Source organism: Massilia sp. TWR1-2-2, assembly GCF_049897565.1.
Classification (GTDB): domain Bacteria; phylum Pseudomonadota; class Gammaproteobacteria; order Burkholderiales; family Burkholderiaceae_D; genus JAFCUW01.
The window spans coordinates 54,014-71,277 of sequence record NZ_JAFCWM010000006.1; the positions used below are offsets into that span (position 1 = coordinate 54,014).

Below are 17,264 nucleotides of genomic sequence, written 5' to 3' on the forward strand. Positions count from 1 at the left end.
AGCGGGGACATGGATCGATTACCTACTTATCACCTAACGCTGAGCATGGCCGGCGCGCTGGAGCTGATCGGCGCGCCGGCTTGCGCCGTCGATGGCGCAGGGTTCGTCATCGCCGCCAACGCCGAACTCGAGACGCTGCTCGGCGCGCCGCTGGCCGGCCGCGCGCTGGTCGACTTCCTCATGCCGGCATGCCTGGCCCCTGGCCTGGCGCTGCTGCGCGTCGGCGTCGCCGCCGCGCAAGCGTGGGACGCGGTGCTGGTGGCCGGCAGCGAGGAGATCGCGGTGCAGTTGCACGCCAAGCCGCTGGCTGCCGGCGGTCCTGGCTGCACCGTCGTCATCACCGACACGCGCCGCTTCGTGCGCGACCAGGCCGAGCTGCGCCAGACGCTGCTCGAACAGAAGGCCATCCTCGACAACGCCTCGGTGGGCATCCTGTTCAGCAATCATGGCATGATGATGTCGTGTAATCCGCGCTTCGCCGAGATGTTCGGCTACACGCGCGAAGAAATGACCGGTCAGCCGTCGGTAAGTCTGTTCACGTCGCCCGAGGCATACCGCCGCTTCGGCGAGGACGCCGCTCCGCTGCTTGGCAATGGGCTGCCGTTCGAACGCGCCGAGATGCAGTTCGTGCGGCGCGATGGTTCGCTGATCTGGTGCCGCGTGCGCGCCAAGGCGGTCGACAGCGACCGCAGCCGGGAAGGCACCATCTGGATCCTCGAAGACGTCACCGACGCGCGCCAGACGACGGTCGAGGTGCAGGCGATCATGACGAATGCGTCGATCAGCATCCTGTTTACCAAAAACCGCCTGATCACCCGCTACAACCGCGGCTTTGCCGAGATGTTCGGCTACGAGGGCGACGAAGGGCTCGGCCTGCCGGGGCGCGCGCTTTACCCGGACGACGCCACCTACGCGGCGGTCGGCGAAGTGGCGTTCCCGCTGCTGTCGGTCGGTAAACCGTTCCAGACCGAAGTCGAGATGGCGCGCAAGGACGGCTCTGTGATGTGGTCGCAGCTGATCGCCTACGTCGTCAACCCGGCCGACCCGGCGGCCGGCACCATCTTCATCATCGAGGACCGCACCGAACACAAACGGGCCGAAGAATCGCTGCGCAACACGCTGCTGGAAAACCAGGCGATCCTCGACAGCGCGGTGCTCGGCATTTCGGTGGTCGAGAACGGCTTCAACCTGCGCTGCAACCGCAAGATGGAGGAGCTGTTCGGCTACGCGCCGGGCGAAATGGCGGGGCTGTCGGTGCAGGACCTGTACCCCGACATGCGCAGCTGGGGCGAGGCGCGCAGCGAGACCTCGCGCGACTTCCACGCCGGGCGCGTCAGCATGTACGAATACCAGCTGGTGCGCAAGGACCGCAGCCTGTTCTGGGCGCGCCTGTCGGGGCGGCCGTTCGACCTGGCGGAAGTGACCGGCCGCTCGGTATGGCTGGTCGACGACGTGACGGCGCGCCGCGAGGCGGCCGAATCGGTGCGCCGCGCGCGCGACGAGCTGGAAGTGCGGGTGCTCGAGCGCACCGCCGAACTGGCCGGCGCCAATGCGCTGCTGGAGGCCGAAATCGTCGACCGGCGCCAGGCCGAGGCGCGCGTGCACCACATGGCGTACCACGACAACCTGACCGGGCTGCCGAACCGCGCGCTGCTGTCGGACCGGCTGGACCGCGCCATGATGACCGCCGAGCGGACCGACCGCAAACTGGCGCTGATGTTCATCGACCTGGACCGCTTCAAGACGATCAACGATTCGCTCGGCCACCAGACGGGCGACCACCTGCTCAAGGAAGTAGCCGGGCGGCTGTGCCGCGCGGTGCGTGCCAGCGACACGGTGGCGCGCCTCGGCGGCGACGAGTTCGTGGTGCTGGTGCCGGGCGTACGCAGCGCCGACGAATGCAACCGCGTGGCCGAAAAAATCATCGAGGCGCTGGCGTCGCCGTTCCCGTTCGAAGGTCGCCTGCTGCATATCACGCCGTCGATCGGCATCTGCGTCTATCCGGACGATGGCGGCGACGTCGAGACCTTGATGCGCCACGCCGACGCCGCCATGTATCACGCCAAGGCGAGCGGTCGCAACAACTACCAGTTTTTCACCGAGCGCATGAACCAGGCGGCGGCGCTGCACTTCGAGCTCGAGAGCAGCTTGCGCGGCGCGCTGGCCAAGGAAGAGTTCGAGCTGTTCTACCAGCCGATCATGGACATCGGCACGCGCCAGGTGCACACGATGGAAGTGCTGCTGCGCTGGCGCCGGCCCGAGCATGGCCTGATCCTGCCTGACCACTTCATTCCGATCCTCGAAGAGAACGGCCTGGTCGTGTCGGTGGGCGAATGGGTGATCCGGCGCGCCTGCGAGCAAAGCATGGCGTGGCAGCAGATGGGATTGCAGCCGGTGCCGCTGGCGGTAAACCTGTCGCCGCGCCAGTTCATGAACCGCGGCCTGATCGATTCGGTCCGGCGCATCGTCGACGAGACGGGCATCGACCCGGCGCTGATCGAGTTCGAGATCACCGAGACGGCGCTGATGCAGCACGGCGAGCAGACGCTCGAGATCCTCGGGCAGATCAATGCGATGGGCATCCGCTTGTCGATCGACGATTTCGGCACCGGCTATTCGAGCCTGGCGTACCTGAAGCGATTCCCGGTCAGGAAGCTCAAGATCGACCGCGCATTCATCAAGGACCTGGAAGGCAGCGCAGAAGACCGCGCCATCGTGTGCGCCATCATCGCGCTGTCGAACAGCCTGCAGCTGTCGGTGGTGGCAGAAGGCGTCGAGACGGAAGGCCAGTTCGAGATACTGCTGCAAAACGGCTGCCAGTTCGCGCAGGGCTACCTGTTCTCGCAGCCAACCGACACCGCCGCGGCGCAGGCGCTGCTGCGGCCCGCGTGAACCGGGCTAGGCGAGGGTGGCCACTACCGGCACGTGGTCGGAAGGCTGCTCCCACTTGCGCGGCGCGCGATCGATGACGCAGGCGGTGCAGCGCGCCGCCAGTGCGCCAGAGAGCAGGATATGGTCGATGCGCAGACCGCGGTTGCGGCGAAACGCCAGCTGGCGGTAGTCCCACCAGCTGTACGATTTTTCGGCCTGTTCGAACATGCGGAACGAATCGACCAGCCCCAGTTCGTTCAGCGCCACCAGCGCGGCGCGCTCGCGTTCGGAGCAGTGGATCTGGCCTTCCCATTCGGCCGGATCGTGGACGTCGCGGTCGGCCGGCGCGATGTTGTAGTCGCCCATGATGGCCAGCTGTGGGTGCGCCGCCATTTCGTCAACCAGCCACTCGCGCAACGATGCCAGCCATGCCAGCTTGTAGGCATACTTGTCCGAATCGACCGCCTGCCCGTTCGGCACATACGCGCAGATGATGCGCATGCCGTCGATGGTGGCGGCCAGGATGCGCTGCTGCGCGTCCTCGTAATGCGGGTTGTTGGCGACGACGTCGGTGATCGCCAGCTTCGACAAGATGGCCACGCCGTTGTAGGTCTTCTGGCCGCTGAAGGCGACCTGGTAGCCGGCGCCGTTGATGGCGACGACCGGGAATTTATCGTCCGTCAGCTTGGTCTCTTGCAGGCATACCACGTCGACCGGGTTGTCGGCCAGCCATCGAAGTAGATGGGGCAGGCGGACGTTGAGCGAATTGACATTCCAGGTGGCGATTTTCATGGATTTACTTTTAGAAGTGGGCGCGACTGGCAGTATCGACGCTGAATGCGGTAGATGCAAATTTGGCTGACCCGGCGATGAAGCCAGCGGTATTCATTTCACCAGTTCAATTGCCGTGTTCGGCTCTGGTCGAACTATAGTTGCTTGAGATACTTAATGTTCAATCACAAAAGATGTTGTTACGTTGGCCAGCCGGGCTATAGGTGTAGCAAAGTGTAACAAAATAGAGACAAAAGTATCAAAATAACCTATTGTTACTGAGGAGGAATGAATAGTTGCTTTATTATAACGACAAGTGTAATATCGATATATTGATCGGTTGCACTTGAACTTAGCGGTGCCTATTTGTTTCTGAACAAGAGTAACGAGCCCTCGGCGGCCAGTCGTCAGTTGATTGTGCAGACAGGTGATACTATTTTGAAATGTTGCAGTTTCAATAGTTTGTGAAATGCGACTACAGCATTTATGAAGGAAAAAAATGCGCAATGCATTTGAGGCATGGGCACAACGCGACGGCCATATCGTACGTCGCCGTGAGGACAAGCCTGAAGAATATCTGGTGTTCGAGACACAGCGCCGCTGGGTAATCTGGCAAGCTGCGCTCGCGCATGGCAAGACCGCGGCGGCGACGCCGAAGCCGCCCGCCAAGGCTGCTGCCCCGAAGGAGGTAGCCGCCGAGCCGGTGCGCGGCAGCGCGCAGAAGGCGCTGCAAGGCGGAAGCGACGAGGCGGCGATGCGCAACCGCGTACTCAATGAAGTGCTCGACGCGTTCAGCGACCTCGATGACGCCGCCGGTATCGAAGGCGCGCTGAAGGTCATCCAGAGCCTGAAGAAAAAGCAGAAGGCCCTGGCAGAAGACAAAGCCGAGGGCTGATGCAGTATCGGCACTACAAGGGCGGTCTGTATGAGCTGGTCTGCATGGCCACGCTCGAATCGGACCTGTCCGAGATGGTTGTCTACCGTGCGGCCGACGGTTCGATCTGGACCCGGCCCAAGGACATATTCTTTCAGCTAGTCGACGTCGACGGGCACCTGGTGCCGCGCTTCGCGCCGGTCTGCTGACATCCCCGGCCTCAGCGCCACTCTCTTTTTTCCCGGGATCCCCATGCAATTGACCAAAGCAGTAGTCGGCCTGGCTTTGTCCGGCCTGATATGCGCCGCGTCGGCGGAAACCATCGGCTCGGTCGATACCGCCTTCAAACTGATCGGCCCCGATCACAAGGTCATCGTCGAAGTGTTCGACGACCCCAAGGTGGGCGGCGTGAGCTGCTACCTGTCGCGCGCCAAGACCGGCGGCCTCAAGGGCGCAGTCGGCCTGGCCGAAGACACCTCGGACTCCTCGGTGGCGTGCCGCCAGGTCGGCCCACTGTCCTTTCCGGGCAAGGTGCCGCGCCAGGAGGAGGTTTTCTCCGAGCGCTCGTCGATCTTCTTCAAGCATGTGCGCGTGGTGCGCATGGTCGACCCGAAGCGCAATGCGCTGGTCTACCTGGTCTACTCGGACCGCCTGATCGACGGCAGTCCGAAGAACAGCGTGACGGCGGTGCCGGTGCCTGCCAACCAGCCGATCCCGCTGAAGTAATTCATGATCGGCGCTGCGCTGCCGTAAACAGCGTGAATGAATCAACGGACCGCGCTCGTGAACCCTAAACCGACAATCATACTGCTGGCCTTATTCGTCGCCGCCGCGCTGCAGGGCTGCGCCACCGTGTTCGACACCAACGAGCAGCAGCTGGAAGTGCGCGCGGTGCTCGACCATCGGGAGGTCGGTGGCGTCGGCTGCGTGCTGTCGAACCCGGCCGGACGCTGGTTCGTGGTGGCGCCAGGCCGCGTGACCGTCCGCAAGAGCCGGTCGCCGCTGGTAATCGACTGTAACAAGCAGGGCGTCGGCGCCGCCAATGAAATCGTCGACTCGAAGTTCGGCGTCGTCAAGCTGGTCGGTAATGCCGTCACGACGGCAGGCCTGGGCTACCTGGTCGACCGCGAAACCGGCGCCGGCTTCGACTACCCGGCTACCTTGACGGTGCTGATGCGCCGCGCCTCACCTGACACGCGCGACGAGGATCAGCCGGGCGCGGGTAACGCCATCTACTAAATGGAACAATCGATCAAAAAAAGGGCCGCCTGATCGAGGCGGCCCTTTTTTTCACTGCGGCGGCGTTACTGCGCGCGGTTGATCAGGAAGGTCGTCAGCAGCGGCACGGGGCGTCCCGTGGCACCTTTTGCGCCGCCCGATTTCCAGGCAGTGCCGGCGATATCGAGGTGGGCCCAGGTGTAGCTGCGGGTGAAGTTCTCGAGGAAGCACGCGGCAGTGACGCTGGCGCCGCCGGGAGAACCGATGTTGCCGAGGTCGGCGAAGTTCGACTTGAGCTGCTCGTTGTACGCCTCTTCGATCGGCAGGCGCCATGCGGTGTCGCCGGTCTGGCGGCCGGCGTCGAGCAGTTCGCGCGCGAGCGCTTCGTGAGCGTCGTCGCCGCGCGTGAACAGGCCGCTGTTGTGGTGGCCCAGCGCGACGATGCAAGCGCCCGTCAGGGTGGCGATATCGACCACCGCCGCAGGCTTGAAGCGCTCGGCATAGGTGAGCGCGTCGCACAGCACCAGGCGGCCTTCGGCGTCGGTGTTGAGCACTTCGATGGTCAAGCCGTTCATCGAGGTGACGATGTCGCCCGGCTTGGTGGCGCGGCCCGACGGCATGTTCTCGCAGGCGGCTATGACGCCGATCACATTCAGCTTCAGGTTCATCTCGCCGATCGCGCGGAAGGTGCCAAGTACCGAGGCGGCGCCGCACATGTCGTACTTCATTTCGTCCATTGCAGGACCCGGCTTGATCGAGATGCCGCCGGTGTCGAAGGTGATGCCCTTGCCGACCAGGACCACCGGCGCGTCTTTCGACTTGCCGCCCATGTGCTTGAGGACGATGAATTTCGGCGGCTCGTCGCTGCCGTTGGTGACCGACAGGAAGCTGCCCATCTTCAGCGCTTCGAGCTGCTTGCGCTCGAGGACCTCGACGTCGAACTGGTATTCCCTGGCCAGCTTGCGCGCCGTGTTGGCCAGGTAGGTCGGGGTGCAGACGTTGGCCGACAGGTTGCCCAGTTCCTTGGTCAGGTCCATGCCGTTGGCGATCGCTTCAGCCTGGGCCAGCGCGGTCCTGGCGCGGCTGTCGGCGCTCGCGATGGCCAAGGTGACCTTGCGCACGCCGGTCGGCGCCGGATCTTTTTTGCTTTTCTGGCCGTCGGTGCGGAAAACGCTCTCGTGGGCGGCGCAGACGATGGCGCGCAGCGCCCAGCCGAGGTCACGTTCTTTCACATCCGTCAGCGGGAGTGCGATAATGGCATCCGCGGCGCCGAGGTTGGCGAAGGCCTTCAGCGTGGCGCCGACGGCCGAGGTGAAGCTTTTCTCGCTGATCGTTTCGTCGGCGCCCATACCGACCAGCAGCACGCGCTCGGCGGCGCCGCTGCTGCGGCGCAGCAGCAGGGTCGTGCCAGCCTTGCCGGTGATGTCGCCGGATTTTAACGCGGCGCTGATGTCGCCGTCTTGATCGAGGGCCTTGGCCGCTTGCGACAGTTTTTTGTTTTCAAATACCGCAACGGCGATGCAGCCCGATTTGGCCGCCGCGATGGGGTTTTTTGTGTCGAATGCTTTTATGCTAAAGTCCATTTGATTCTCCGTTTCGTTTGAGACGCGCACTGCCTAACCTGTGATTATAACTTTCGAATGATCTTCCAACGCGCTCTCCGACGAGAACTGGCCAGTTCCGCCGGCGCCACCTTCACGGTGCTGTTCTCGATCCTCGTCACCTGGACGCTCATATCCATCCTGGGCAAAGCGGCCGGCGGCAAAGTCGCCTCGGGCGACGTCATCGCGCTGATCGTCTTTGCAGTGCTGAATTATCTGCCAACTATCCTGATCCTCACCAGCTTTATTTCGGTTTTGATGGTCGTCACGCGCAGCTACCGAGATTCGGAAATGGTAGTCTGGTTCGCCTGCGGCCAGTCGCTGGTGCGCTGGGTCTACCCGGTGCTCACGTTCGGCCTGCCGCTGGTGGTGCTGACGGCCGCCCTGAGCCTGTTCGCCACGCCGTGGGCGAAGATGAAAAGTACTGAATTTGTCGAGCGCTTCGAAAAGCGCGAGGACCTCAAAAAAGTCTCGCCCGGCCAGTTCAAGGAATCGACCGGATCGAACCGCGTGTTCTTCGTCGAAGGCGCCGCCGCCGGCTCGAACGCGGTGCAAAACGTGTTCGTCAATACGATCGAAAAAAACGGCAACACGGTGGTGGTGGCGAAAGAGGGCGTGATCGAGGCCGACGACAAGGGCGGCCAGTTCCTGGTGCTCAAGAACGGCCGCCGCTACCAGGGCGTGCCTGGCCAGGCCGACTTCCAGTCGATGGAATTCGAGCGCTACAGCATGCGCGTGACGACCAAGGTGCCGGTGCTCGGCGCGCATGTCCCATTCGGCAGCATGTCGAGCGCTGCGCTGCTGGTCGAACCGAACCGCTACATGCTGGCCGAACTGCTGTGGCGGATCGCTTCACCGATCATGTGCGTGCTGCTGATGCTGCTGGCAATCCCGCTCGGCTTCGTCAATCCGCGCGCCGGCAGTTCGGTCAACCTGATTCTGGCGATGCTGATCTTTATTACCTACGCTAACCTGATCAAGGTGTCGGAGGCCAGCGTCGCCCAGGGCAAGGCAAGCTTCAGCGCCGCCTGGTGGCCGCTGCACCTGCTGGTGGCGCTCAGCGTGCTGGCGCTGTTTGCCTGGCGCCTGAACGTCAACCACCGCTACCATCCGCTGGTGCTGCTGAACGCGATCAAGCATCGCCGCAACCCGCGCGAGGCGATCGCCAAATGAAGATCCTCCAACGTTATTTCGCGGTCAGTATCATGCAGGCGGTGTTCTTCGTGCTGGTGGCGCTGCTGGCGCTGACGGCCTTCATGGACCTGACGGGCGAACTCGGTTCGGTCGGGCAGGGTGGCTACATGATCCAGCACGCCTTCCTGTACGTGCTGATGCTGCTGCCGGGTCACGTGTACGAGGTGATGCCGATGGCGGCGCTGATCGGCACCATCTTCACGATGGCGCAGTTTGCCGCGAGCTCCGAATTTACCATCATGCGCGCCTCGAGCATGTCCACGCGCAGGGCCGCCTGGATGCTGTTCAAGATCGGCATCGTGTTCGTGCTGATCACCTTCGTGTTCGGCGAGCTCATTACGCCGCGCACGGCGCCGCTGGCCGAAAAGCTCAAGCTGTCGGCCAAGGGCGCGGCGGTATCGCAGGAGTTTCGCTCGGGGATGTGGACCAAGGATGTGGTGCGCAGCGACGGCATGAAGGGCACGCTGACCGGTTCGCGCTTTTTCAACGTGCGCCAGTTCCGCACCGACGGCCAGCTGATCGACGTGAAGCTGTACGAGTTCGACACCGGCTTTCGCATGCGCTCGCTGATCACCGCGGCCACTGCGACGTTCGAGGGTAATAACACCTGGCGCCTGGCCGACGTCACCGAGACGCTGTTTTCGAACAGCCAGGCGCTGCCGCCGCCGGATGCGCACGGGGCAAAGGGCGCCAGCTACCAGAGCATGTTCAGCAGCCAGGAAACCAGCGCGGTATCGACCAGGAAGCTGCCGAGCATGAAGCTGGTCTCGGAGATCACGCCGAAGATCCTGTCGGTGTCGGCGGCCGACCCGGAGCGCATGTCGGCCAACGAGCTGGCGGTCTACACGCGCCACCTGGCCGAGAACAGGCAGGAGACCGACCGCTTCAAGATCGCTTTCTGGAAGAAGCTGATCGACCCGCTGGCCATTTTCGTGCTGATGGCGATGGCGCTGCCGTTCGCCTACCTGCAGTCGCGCAGCGGCGGCATCAGCCTGAAGATTTTCATCGGCATCATGATCGGAGTGAGCTTTATGTTGACCAACACGCTGTTCTCGCACCTTGGCCTGCTCAGTACCTGGCCGCCTTTCGTCACCGCGGTGGCGCCAAGCCTGCTGTTCCTGATGCTGGCCCTGGGGGCGCTGTGGTGGGTGGAGCGACACTGATGGGGCGCGCACTCATCCTGTTTGCGCACGGCGCGCGCGCCGCGTCGTGGGCGGCGCCGTTCGAACGGTTGCGCGACCTGACCGCAGCGCGCTTGCCGGACGTGCCGGTGTCGCTGGCGTTCCTCGAATTGATGGAGCCGCGGCTGCCGGCCGAGGTGGCGCGGCTGGCGCATGCCGGGATCGACGAGATCACGGTGGTGCCGGTGTTCCTGGGACAGGGCGGACACCTGCTGCGCGACCTGCCGCTGCTGGTCGACCAGTTGCGGATCGATCATCCGGGCGTGACGATCAAGGTGGCGGGCGCGGTCGGGGAAGATCCGGCGGTGCTGGCGGCGATGACGGATTACTGCGTTGGGTCGCTCTAGCTAGCGGCGCAGGCGATTCCTGTCGGACCGGCTCAGGCGGTCAGGCGTATTGCTTCTTCTTCGGTGTCGCACTGCTGGTGCTCGCGCATTTTCAGCGCGTCGCCCAGCATGACAAGCACGGGACCGTGCGCTTCGCCGAGGCCGCGCGCCAGGGTCGCCAAAGTCAGGCGCGATATGCGCTGATCGGCGCGGCTGCAGTTTTCAATCACCACAACCGGCGTGTCGGGGCGCCAGCCTTGGTCGAGCATGCGCTGCGCCGTGACGATCGCTTCGCGCCCGCCCATGTACTGCACCAGCGTGTCCGTGTCGGGCACGTTGACCTGATCGGCGTGTTCCGGCGCCGTGCTGGACGTGAAGAAGGCAACACTGCGCGACACCCCACGCTTGGTCAGCGGCTGCTTCGTCGCCGCCGCGGCGGCCAGCGCGGTGGTAATGCCGGGGACGACTTCGACGTCGACGCCGGCGCCTTCCAGCGCGCGCAGCTCTTCGTCGGCGCGGCCGAACAGCATCGGGTCGCCGCCCTTGAGCCGCACCACCAGCGCATATTTGTTCGCGCAGTCGAGCATCTGCTTGTTGATGAACGCCTGCGCTGTCGACAGCTTGCCGCAGCGTTTTCCGACCGCGATCTTCACCGCTTGCGGGCACAACTCGAGCATCTCCGGTGTCACCAGCGCGTCGTGCAGCACCACGTCGGCTTGCGCCAACAGGCGCGCACCGCGCAGCGTGATGAGGTCCTGGGCGCCCGGGCCGGCGCCGATCAGGTAGACTTTTCCGAGTGCTTTCATGCTGTGCTCCTTAAACGTCGAGACGGATCATGCCCGCTGCAACCGTCTGGTGCGTTACTTCGTCGATCAGGATGAAGGCGCCGGTCGCCCGGATGTCGTCGTAGGCGTCGGCCGCCAGCGGCTGCTGCACCGTCAGGCCGATACGGGCGATGTCGTTCAGTTTAAGCCCTTCGGCCGGATGGCGCTGCTGGGTGTTGATGTCCAGTAGCGTGTCGACCTTGGTCACCTTGGCCGCGCTCTGGCGGGTACCGTGCTTGATCCAGTACTTGCGGCGCACGTCGAGCGGCTCGTCCGACATCCAGCAGACATCGGCCACCACGTTCTTGAGCAAGGTGGCCGGCTGCGCGGCGCCGGCCAGCAGGTCGCCGCGCGAGATGTCGAGGTGTTCGTCGAGCAGCAGCGTGATCGACTGGCCGACCACGGCCGAAGCGTGCGAGCCTTCCAGGGTCAGGATGTCCTTGACCGTCGCCAATTTGCCCGATGGCTGCACCACCAGCTTGTCGCCGACGCTGACCATGCCCGCTTCGATGCGGCCCATGTAGCCGCGGAAGTCGTCCGCTTCATGGCCGTTGTGGCGTGCCACCAGCTGGACCGGGAAGCGGAACGGCGCGTGGTGCGATTCGTCGTACACCGACAGCGATTCGAGCAGCTCGATCAGGGTCGGGCCTTTGTACCAGGCCATCTTCTCGCTCGGCGCCACCACGTTGTCGCCGGACAGCGCGGACAGCGGGATCGGCGTGATGTCCTTCAGGCCCAGCGTGGCGGCGAACTCGCGGTAGGCCTTGACGATGCGGTCGTAGACTTGCTGGTCGTAGTCGACCAGGTCCATCTTGTTGACGGCGACGACGATGTGCTCGATCTTGAGCAGGTGCGCGATGGTCGAGTGGCGCTTGGTCTGGATCAGCAGCTCAACGTCACCCTCGCCGCCGTCCTCGCGCAGCTTGACCTTGGAGACGTCGACCAGGATGATCACCGCGTCGGCGGTCGAGGCGCCGGTCACCATGTTGCGGGTGTACTGTTCGTGGCCAGGCGTGTCGGCAATGATGAACTTGCGCTTGGGCGTGGCGAAGTAGCGGTAGGCGACGTCGATGGTGATGCCCTGTTCGCGCTCGGCTTCGAGGCCGTCGGTCAGCAGCGACAGGTCGACGGCGTCGCCGACGGTGCGCTTGTGCTTCGAGCGCGACATCGCGTCGAGCTGGTCGGCGAAGATGCCTTTGCTGTCGAACAGCAGGCGGCCGATCAGAGTGCTCTTGCCGTCGTCTACCGAGCCGGCGGTAATGAAGCGAAGAAGGCCGCGTTCAGTGAGTTTTTCAGAGGGGTTGTCAATGCGGGCGTTCATCAGAAGTATCCTGCTTTCTTGCGTTTTTCCATCGATGCTTCGGAAGTCTGGTCGTCCATCCGGGTGGCGCCGCGTTCGGTGATCTGCGTGATCGCCGTTTCGGCGATGATCGCTTCGACGGTCGACGCGGTCGACGACACCGGGCAGGTGCACGAGATGTCGCCGACGGTGCGAAAGCGCACAACCTGCGTCTCGACGGTTTCGCCGTCGCGCGCCGGCGTCAGGTCGGTCAGCGGCACCAGCAGGCCGTTGCGCGGAATGACCTGGCGCTCGTGGGCGAAGTAGATCGGCGGCAGTTCGAGCTTTTCGCGCTGGATGTAGAGCCAGACATCGAGCTCGGTCCAGTTCGAAATCGGGAACACGCGCATGTTCTCGCCTGGGTGAACGCGCGTGTTGTACAGGTCCCAAAGTTCCGGGCGCTGTGCCTTCGGATCCCACTGGCCGAATTCGTCGCGGAAGGAGAAGATGCGCTCCTTGGCGCGCGCCTTTTCTTCGTCGCGACGGGCGCCGCCGATGCAGGCGTCGAACTTGTATTCGGCGATTGTCTCGAGCAAGGTTACCGCCTGCGCCGCGTTGCGCGAGTCGGTGGCCGGATTACGCAGCCGTACGGTGCCGCGCTTGATCGAGTCTTCGACCGAGCCGACGATGAGGCGCTCGCCAAGTTCGGCGGCGCGCTTGTCGCGGAAGGCGATCACTTCGTCGAAGTTGTGGCCGGTGTCGATGTGCACCAGCGGGAAAGGGAATTTACCCGGGCGGAAGGCCTTTTCGGCCAGGCGCAGCAGCACTACCGAGTCTTTCCCGCCCGAGAACAGCAGGGCAGGGTTGGCGCATTCGGCCGCCACTTCGCGCATGATATGGATCGCTTCGGATTCGAGCGTGTCGAGGTGGCGCGCGTTCATCACGTCGGAGAGCGATGGCAGGGAGTCGGTGAGTGTGTTCATTGGCGATGCCTTGTGGTGGTGGCTTATGCTGCCACGGATTTAATGCGAATCAGTTTGCCGTCGACCATGTGCAGGCCGCATTCCTTGGAATCTGGGTTTTCCCACCACCAGCGGCCGGCGCGCACGTCTTCGCCCGGCTGCACGGCGCGGGTGCACGGCGCGCAGCCGATCGACGGGAAGCCCTGGTCGTGCAGCGCGTTGTACGGCACCTGGTTGTCGCGCAGGTACTGCCAGACGTCGTCCTCCGACCAGTCGGCCAGCGGATTGAACTTGGTCATGCCGTGCGCGGCGTCGATTTCCTCGACCGCCAGTTCGGCGCGCGTCGTCGACTGGGCGCGGCGCTGGCCGGTGACCCAGGCGCGGTTGCCGGCGAGGGCGCGGCCAAGCGGCTCGACCTTGCGAATGCCGCAGCACGATCGGCGCATCTCGATGCTGTCGTAGAAAGCGTTGATGCCATTGCCGGCGACGTACTGGTCGACCGCCTGCTGGTTCGGGTGGTACAGCGTGATGTCGTAATCGTAGCGCGCCTTGACGGCGTCGACCACGGCCAGCGTTTCCGGATGCAGGCGCCCGGTGTCGAGCGAAAAAATCCCGATCGGCAGGCCGGCTTTGAGAATCAAGTCGGTCAGTACCATGTCTTCGGCGGCCAGGCTGGACGCGAACACGGCGGGCGAGAAGTCGCGCGCGATGCGCTCGAGCGTGGCCTGGGTGTCGGCGACGAGCGACGGCAGGCGGTTTGGCAGGCCATTCGTGAGGTCATTCATGCGCCGCCCCTAGATGCCGTAGCCGACGTCGGTGTTCTCGACGCGCACGTCGCGCTCGTGCCGGCGGTACAGCGGCAGGTCCTGGTCGACCGACGCCTGGTAGGTTTCGCTGAACACGGTCAGGCCCTTGAGCGCGTCATGGATGTCGCGATCCGGGCGCGTTGCGTAGGCGTCGAAACCGACGCGGTGCATCGAGAACAGCTGGTCGCGCAGGACGTCGCCGATCGCGCGCAACTCGCCCGCGTAACGCAGGCGCTTGCGCACGTTGTAGGCGATCGAGTAGCCGCGGCCATCGGTAAATTTCGGGAAGTCGATGGCGACGACGGCGAAGCGATCGAGTTCGCCCTTGATGGCATCGGCGCTTTCGTCCGGCGAAATCCACACGCCGACAGAGCCGGCAGGGCGCGCGCCGAGCGCATCGCGCTGCGCCAGCCACACGGCCAGCGGCACGATGATTTTCCCTTCAGGGACGACGGCGCCTTCCGGCGCGTCGGTGTCGTCCAGGCGCAGCACGCTCCAGTCGTCGGCGACGACTTCACGGCCCTTGATGATCTGGCTGTGGGATTCAAGCATAGTGGTCTTCTCCAACCAGGTTGCCGGCCACGATAGGGGTGGCGTAGACGTGTTCCTTGAATGGCGCGATGCCGAGGCGCTGCGCGGTGTCCACAAAATGTTCGCCTTCGATCCGGTTGCGCACGTAGACCTGCAGCAGGCGGTCGATCACCTCGGGCATCTGCAGCGCCGAGAACGACGGGCCGATGATCTTGCCGATGGCCGGCGCATTGCCTTGCGCGCCGCCGATCGACACCTGGTACCACTCGGCGCCGTCCTTGTCGACACCGAGCACGCCGATCGAGCCGACGTGGTGGTGGCCGCAGGCGTTGATGCAGCCGGAGATATTCAGTTCGATCTCGCCGATGTCGTGCTGGAAGTCGAGGTTGTCGAAGCGCTCGGCGATGGCAGCGGCGATCGGCAGCGACTTGGCGTTGGCCAGCGAGCAGAAGTCGCCGCCGGGGCAGCAGATCATGTCGGTGAGCAGGCCGATGTTGGGCGTTGCCAGGCCACGCGCCTTGACTTCGGTCCACAGCGCGAACAGGCGCGATTGCTCGACGTCGGCGAGCACGATGTTCTGCTCGTGGGTGACGCGCAGTTCGCCGAAGCTGTAGCGGTCGGCCAGGTCGGCCATAAGATCCATCTGCTCGGCGGTGGCGTCGCCCGGCGGCACGCCGGTTTTTTTCAGCGACAGGATGACCGACGCGTAGCCCGGCATCTTGTGCGGGTGGATGTTCCGCGCCAGCCAGTTGGCGAACGGTTTGCTGTCTTCGTGGCCGGTGGCCGGGTCGACGTCGGGCAGCGTGGCGTAGGCAGGCGCCGTGAAGTAGGCGGTGACGCGCGTCAGTTCTTCGGCGGTGAGCGTTTCCGCGTTGTCCTTCAGGTCGGCCCATTCGGCTTCGACCTGGCGGGTGAATTCCTCGACGCCGAGCGCCTTGAGCAGGATCTTGATGCGCGCCTTGTACTTGTTGTCGCGGCGGCCGTGCAGGTTATACACGCGCATCACCGCTTCGGTGTAGGTCAGCATGTGCTGCCACGGCAGGAAGTCGCGGATCACGCTGCCGAGGATCGGCGTGCGGCCCATGCCGCCGCCGGCCATGAACTTGAAGCCGACTTCGCCCGCCTCGTTGCGCACCATCGTCAGGCCGATGTCGTGCACGGCGATGGCGGCGCGGTCCTTCTCGGCGCCGTTGATGGCGACCTTGAACTTGCGCGGCAGGGCGATGAATTCGGGGTGGAAGGTGCTCCACTGGCGCAAGATCTCGGCGAACGGGCGCGGATCGATGATCTCGTCGAACGCGACGCCGGCGAACGGATCGGAGGTGGTATTGCGGATGCAGTTGCCGGACGTCTGGATCGCGTGCATCTCGACCGAGGCGAGCTCGGTGAGGATGTCGGGCGTCTGTTCGAGTTCGATCCAGTTGAACTGGATGTTCTGGCGCGTGGTGAAGTGGCCGTAGCCGCGGTCGTACTTGCGGGCGATGTTGGCGAACATGCGCATCTGCTTCGACGCCAGCAGGCCGTAGGGCACCGCGATGCGCAGCATGTAGGCGTGGCGCTGCATGTACAGGCCGTTTTGCAGGCGCAGCGGCAAGAATTCGGTTTCGCTCAGTTCGTCGCTGAGGCGGCGCTGCACCTGGTCGCGGTACTGGGCGATACGCTCGCGGACGATGAGATGGTCGTACTGGTCATAGCGGTACATATGATCGGTTCCTAAAAGGCGCTTGGAGCCCCAAACTAGTCCCTATGGTATTAAACTCTGCCTTTATTCCAAACTACTGAGTATTTATTTGCTTATATTCGTATCCGGCATAAGCATTCTTATAAAATGCGCTTGTCGCATGCAGTTGCCTGCGACAAATTCTCCGAAGACCACCCAATGAACCTCCACCAACTGCGCTTCGTGCGCGAAGCGGTACGCCAGAATTACAACCTGACCGACGCGGCCAAGGCCTTGTTTACGTCGCAGCCGGGGGTATCGAAAGCCATTATTGAGCTGGAGGAAGAACTCGGTGTTGATATATTTACAAGGCACGGCAAGCGGATCCGCGGGCTGACCGAGCCGGGCCGACTGGTATTGCAGTCGGTCGAGCTGATCATGCAGGAGATCGAAAGCTTAAAGCGCATCGGCAAGGAATACGCGGCGCAGGACAGCGGCAGCTTCACCATTGCCACCACGCACACCCAGGCGCGCTACATCTTGCCGAAGGTGGTGCAGGCGTTCATGCTGCGCTATCCGAAGGTGCGCTTGTCTTTACTGCAAGGAAATCCGCGCCAGATCGCCGAAATGGTCAAGGGCGACCAGGCCGACCTGGCGATCGCCACCGAATCGATCGCCGGCATCGACGGCCTGATCACGTTGCCGTGCTACCAATGGGAGCACGTGGTGGTGGTGCCGCCCGACCATCCGCTGCTGCGCTCGAAAGCGGTGTCGCTCGAAGAAATCGCCACTTATCCGCTGATTACGTACGACACCGCGTTCGCCGGGCGCAACAAGATCGACCATGCGTTCGGCCTGCGCGCGCTGAAGCCGGACGTGCTGCTCGAGGCAATCGACGCCGACGTCATCAAGACTTATGTCGAACTTGGCATGGGCATTGGTATCATAGCGGGGATGGCGTTCGATCCCGAGCGCGACAAGAACCTGCGCGCGATTCCGGTCGGCCACCTGTTCGGCATGAACGTGTCGCGCGTGGCGGTCAAGCAGGGCGCCTACCTGCGCAGTTATATCTATACCTTCATCGAGCTGCTGGCGCCGACCTTGAACCGCAAAATGGTCGAGTCGGCGATGAGCGGCGCGAAAGAAACCTACGAGCTGTAAAGCAT

The 17,264-nt window shown here is 63.8% G+C and carries 17 protein-coding genes; 9 read left to right on the plus strand and 8 right to left on the minus strand.

Annotated features, from left to right (window positions below; translation table 11 throughout):
• Positions 1-9 precede the first annotated feature (9 nt).
• Positions 10-2,892 (plus strand): sensor domain-containing protein, encoded by a 2,883-nt coding sequence (locus ACP7DD_RS07430; RefSeq protein ID WP_426174077.1) that lies wholly within the window; start codon positions 10-12, stop codon positions 2,890-2,892.
• 6 nt (positions 2,893-2,898) lie between these two features.
• On the opposite strand, the gene xth is transcribed toward ACP7DD_RS07430, so the two are convergent.
• Positions 2,899-3,663 (minus strand): exodeoxyribonuclease III, encoded by a 765-nt coding sequence (gene xth, locus ACP7DD_RS07435; RefSeq protein WP_426174078.1) that lies wholly within the window; start codon positions 3,661-3,663, stop codon positions 2,899-2,901.
• A gap of 478 nt (positions 3,664-4,141) precedes the next feature.
• On the opposite strand from xth, the gene ACP7DD_RS07440 reads away from it, so the two are divergent.
• Genes ACP7DD_RS07440 through ACP7DD_RS07455 form a run of 4 tightly spaced genes read left to right on the plus strand, consistent with a single transcriptional unit; the run spans position 4,142 to position 5,755 of the window.
• Positions 4,142-4,537, plus strand: coding sequence for a hypothetical protein (locus ACP7DD_RS07440; protein WP_426174080.1), 396 nt, complete (start codon positions 4,142-4,144; stop codon positions 4,535-4,537).
• Complete coding sequence (locus ACP7DD_RS07445) at positions 4,537-4,725, plus strand: DUF1653 domain-containing protein (protein ID WP_426174081.1); 189 nt, start codon at positions 4,537-4,539, stop codon at positions 4,723-4,725. Before ACP7DD_RS07440 ends, ACP7DD_RS07445 begins: the two co-directional genes overlap by 1 nt.
• A gap of 43 nt (positions 4,726-4,768) precedes the next feature.
• On the plus strand, positions 4,769-5,242 hold the full coding sequence (locus tag ACP7DD_RS07450) for a CreA family protein (RefSeq protein WP_426174082.1): 474 nt from the start codon (positions 4,769-4,771) through the stop codon (positions 5,240-5,242).
• 57 nt (positions 5,243-5,299) lie between these two features.
• Positions 5,300-5,755 carry a hypothetical protein gene (locus ACP7DD_RS07455; RefSeq protein WP_426174083.1) on the plus strand — a complete coding sequence of 152 codons (456 nt, stop codon included), beginning with the start codon at positions 5,300-5,302 and terminating at the stop codon, positions 5,753-5,755.
• A gap of 65 nt (positions 5,756-5,820) precedes the next feature.
• On the opposite strand, the gene ACP7DD_RS07460 is transcribed toward ACP7DD_RS07455, so the two are convergent.
• Positions 5,821-7,317 carry a leucyl aminopeptidase gene (locus ACP7DD_RS07460; protein WP_426174084.1) on the minus strand — a complete coding sequence of 499 codons (1,497 nt, stop codon included), beginning with the start codon at positions 7,315-7,317 and terminating at the stop codon, positions 5,821-5,823.
• A gap of 57 nt (positions 7,318-7,374) precedes the next feature.
• On the opposite strand from ACP7DD_RS07460, the gene lptF reads away from it, so the two are divergent.
• From lptF to ACP7DD_RS07475, 3 genes are read left to right on the plus strand one after another with little or no spacing between them, the layout of a single operon-like run.
• Entirely contained in the window at positions 7,375-8,508 is a 1,134-nt protein-coding gene (lptF, locus tag ACP7DD_RS07465) for an LPS export ABC transporter permease LptF (protein ID WP_426174085.1), read from the plus strand.
• The gene (lptG, locus tag ACP7DD_RS07470) at positions 8,505-9,692 is read left to right on the plus strand and encodes an LPS export ABC transporter permease LptG (RefSeq protein ID WP_426174086.1); all 1,188 of its coding nucleotides are present in this window, start codon (positions 8,505-8,507) and stop codon (positions 9,690-9,692) included. Before lptF ends, lptG begins: the two co-directional genes overlap by 4 nt.
• A complete protein-coding gene (locus ACP7DD_RS07475; protein WP_426174087.1) occupies positions 9,692-10,057 on the plus strand; it encodes a sirohydrochlorin chelatase in 366 nt (121 codons plus the stop codon). Before lptG ends, ACP7DD_RS07475 begins: the two co-directional genes overlap by 1 nt.
• A gap of 32 nt (positions 10,058-10,089) precedes the next feature.
• Here ACP7DD_RS07475 and cobA read toward each other — a convergent pair whose 3' ends face one another.
• Genes cobA through ACP7DD_RS07505 form a run of 6 tightly spaced genes read right to left on the minus strand, consistent with a single transcriptional unit; the run spans position 10,090 to position 16,140 of the window.
• Positions 10,090-10,842, minus strand: coding sequence for a uroporphyrinogen-III C-methyltransferase (gene cobA, locus ACP7DD_RS07480; protein WP_426174088.1), 753 nt, complete (start codon positions 10,840-10,842; stop codon positions 10,090-10,092).
• A gap of 10 nt (positions 10,843-10,852) precedes the next feature.
• Positions 10,853-12,181 (minus strand): sulfate adenylyltransferase subunit 1, encoded by a 1,329-nt coding sequence (locus ACP7DD_RS07485; RefSeq protein ID WP_426174089.1) that lies wholly within the window; start codon positions 12,179-12,181, stop codon positions 10,853-10,855.
• Complete coding sequence (cysD, locus tag ACP7DD_RS07490) at positions 12,181-13,122, minus strand: sulfate adenylyltransferase subunit CysD (RefSeq protein ID WP_426174090.1); 942 nt, start codon at positions 13,120-13,122, stop codon at positions 12,181-12,183. Before cysD ends, ACP7DD_RS07485 begins: the two co-directional genes overlap by 1 nt.
• A 23-nt stretch (positions 13,123-13,145) precedes the next feature.
• Positions 13,146-13,886, minus strand: coding sequence for a phosphoadenylyl-sulfate reductase (locus tag ACP7DD_RS07495; protein ID WP_426174091.1), 741 nt, complete (start codon positions 13,884-13,886; stop codon positions 13,146-13,148).
• A gap of 9 nt (positions 13,887-13,895) precedes the next feature.
• A complete protein-coding gene (locus tag ACP7DD_RS07500; protein WP_426174092.1) occupies positions 13,896-14,459 on the minus strand; it encodes a DUF934 domain-containing protein in 564 nt (187 codons plus the stop codon).
• Complete coding sequence (locus ACP7DD_RS07505) at positions 14,452-16,140, minus strand: nitrite/sulfite reductase (protein WP_426174093.1); 1,689 nt, start codon at positions 16,138-16,140, stop codon at positions 14,452-14,454. The genes ACP7DD_RS07500 and ACP7DD_RS07505 overlap by 8 nt, the downstream gene beginning before the upstream one ends.
• A gap of 177 nt (positions 16,141-16,317) precedes the next feature.
• Between ACP7DD_RS07505 and ACP7DD_RS07510 the strand changes: the two genes are divergently transcribed.
• Entirely contained in the window at positions 16,318-17,259 is a 942-nt protein-coding gene (locus tag ACP7DD_RS07510) for a CysB family HTH-type transcriptional regulator (RefSeq protein WP_426174094.1), read from the plus strand.
• The last annotated feature ends 5 nt before the right edge of the window (positions 17,260-17,264 follow it).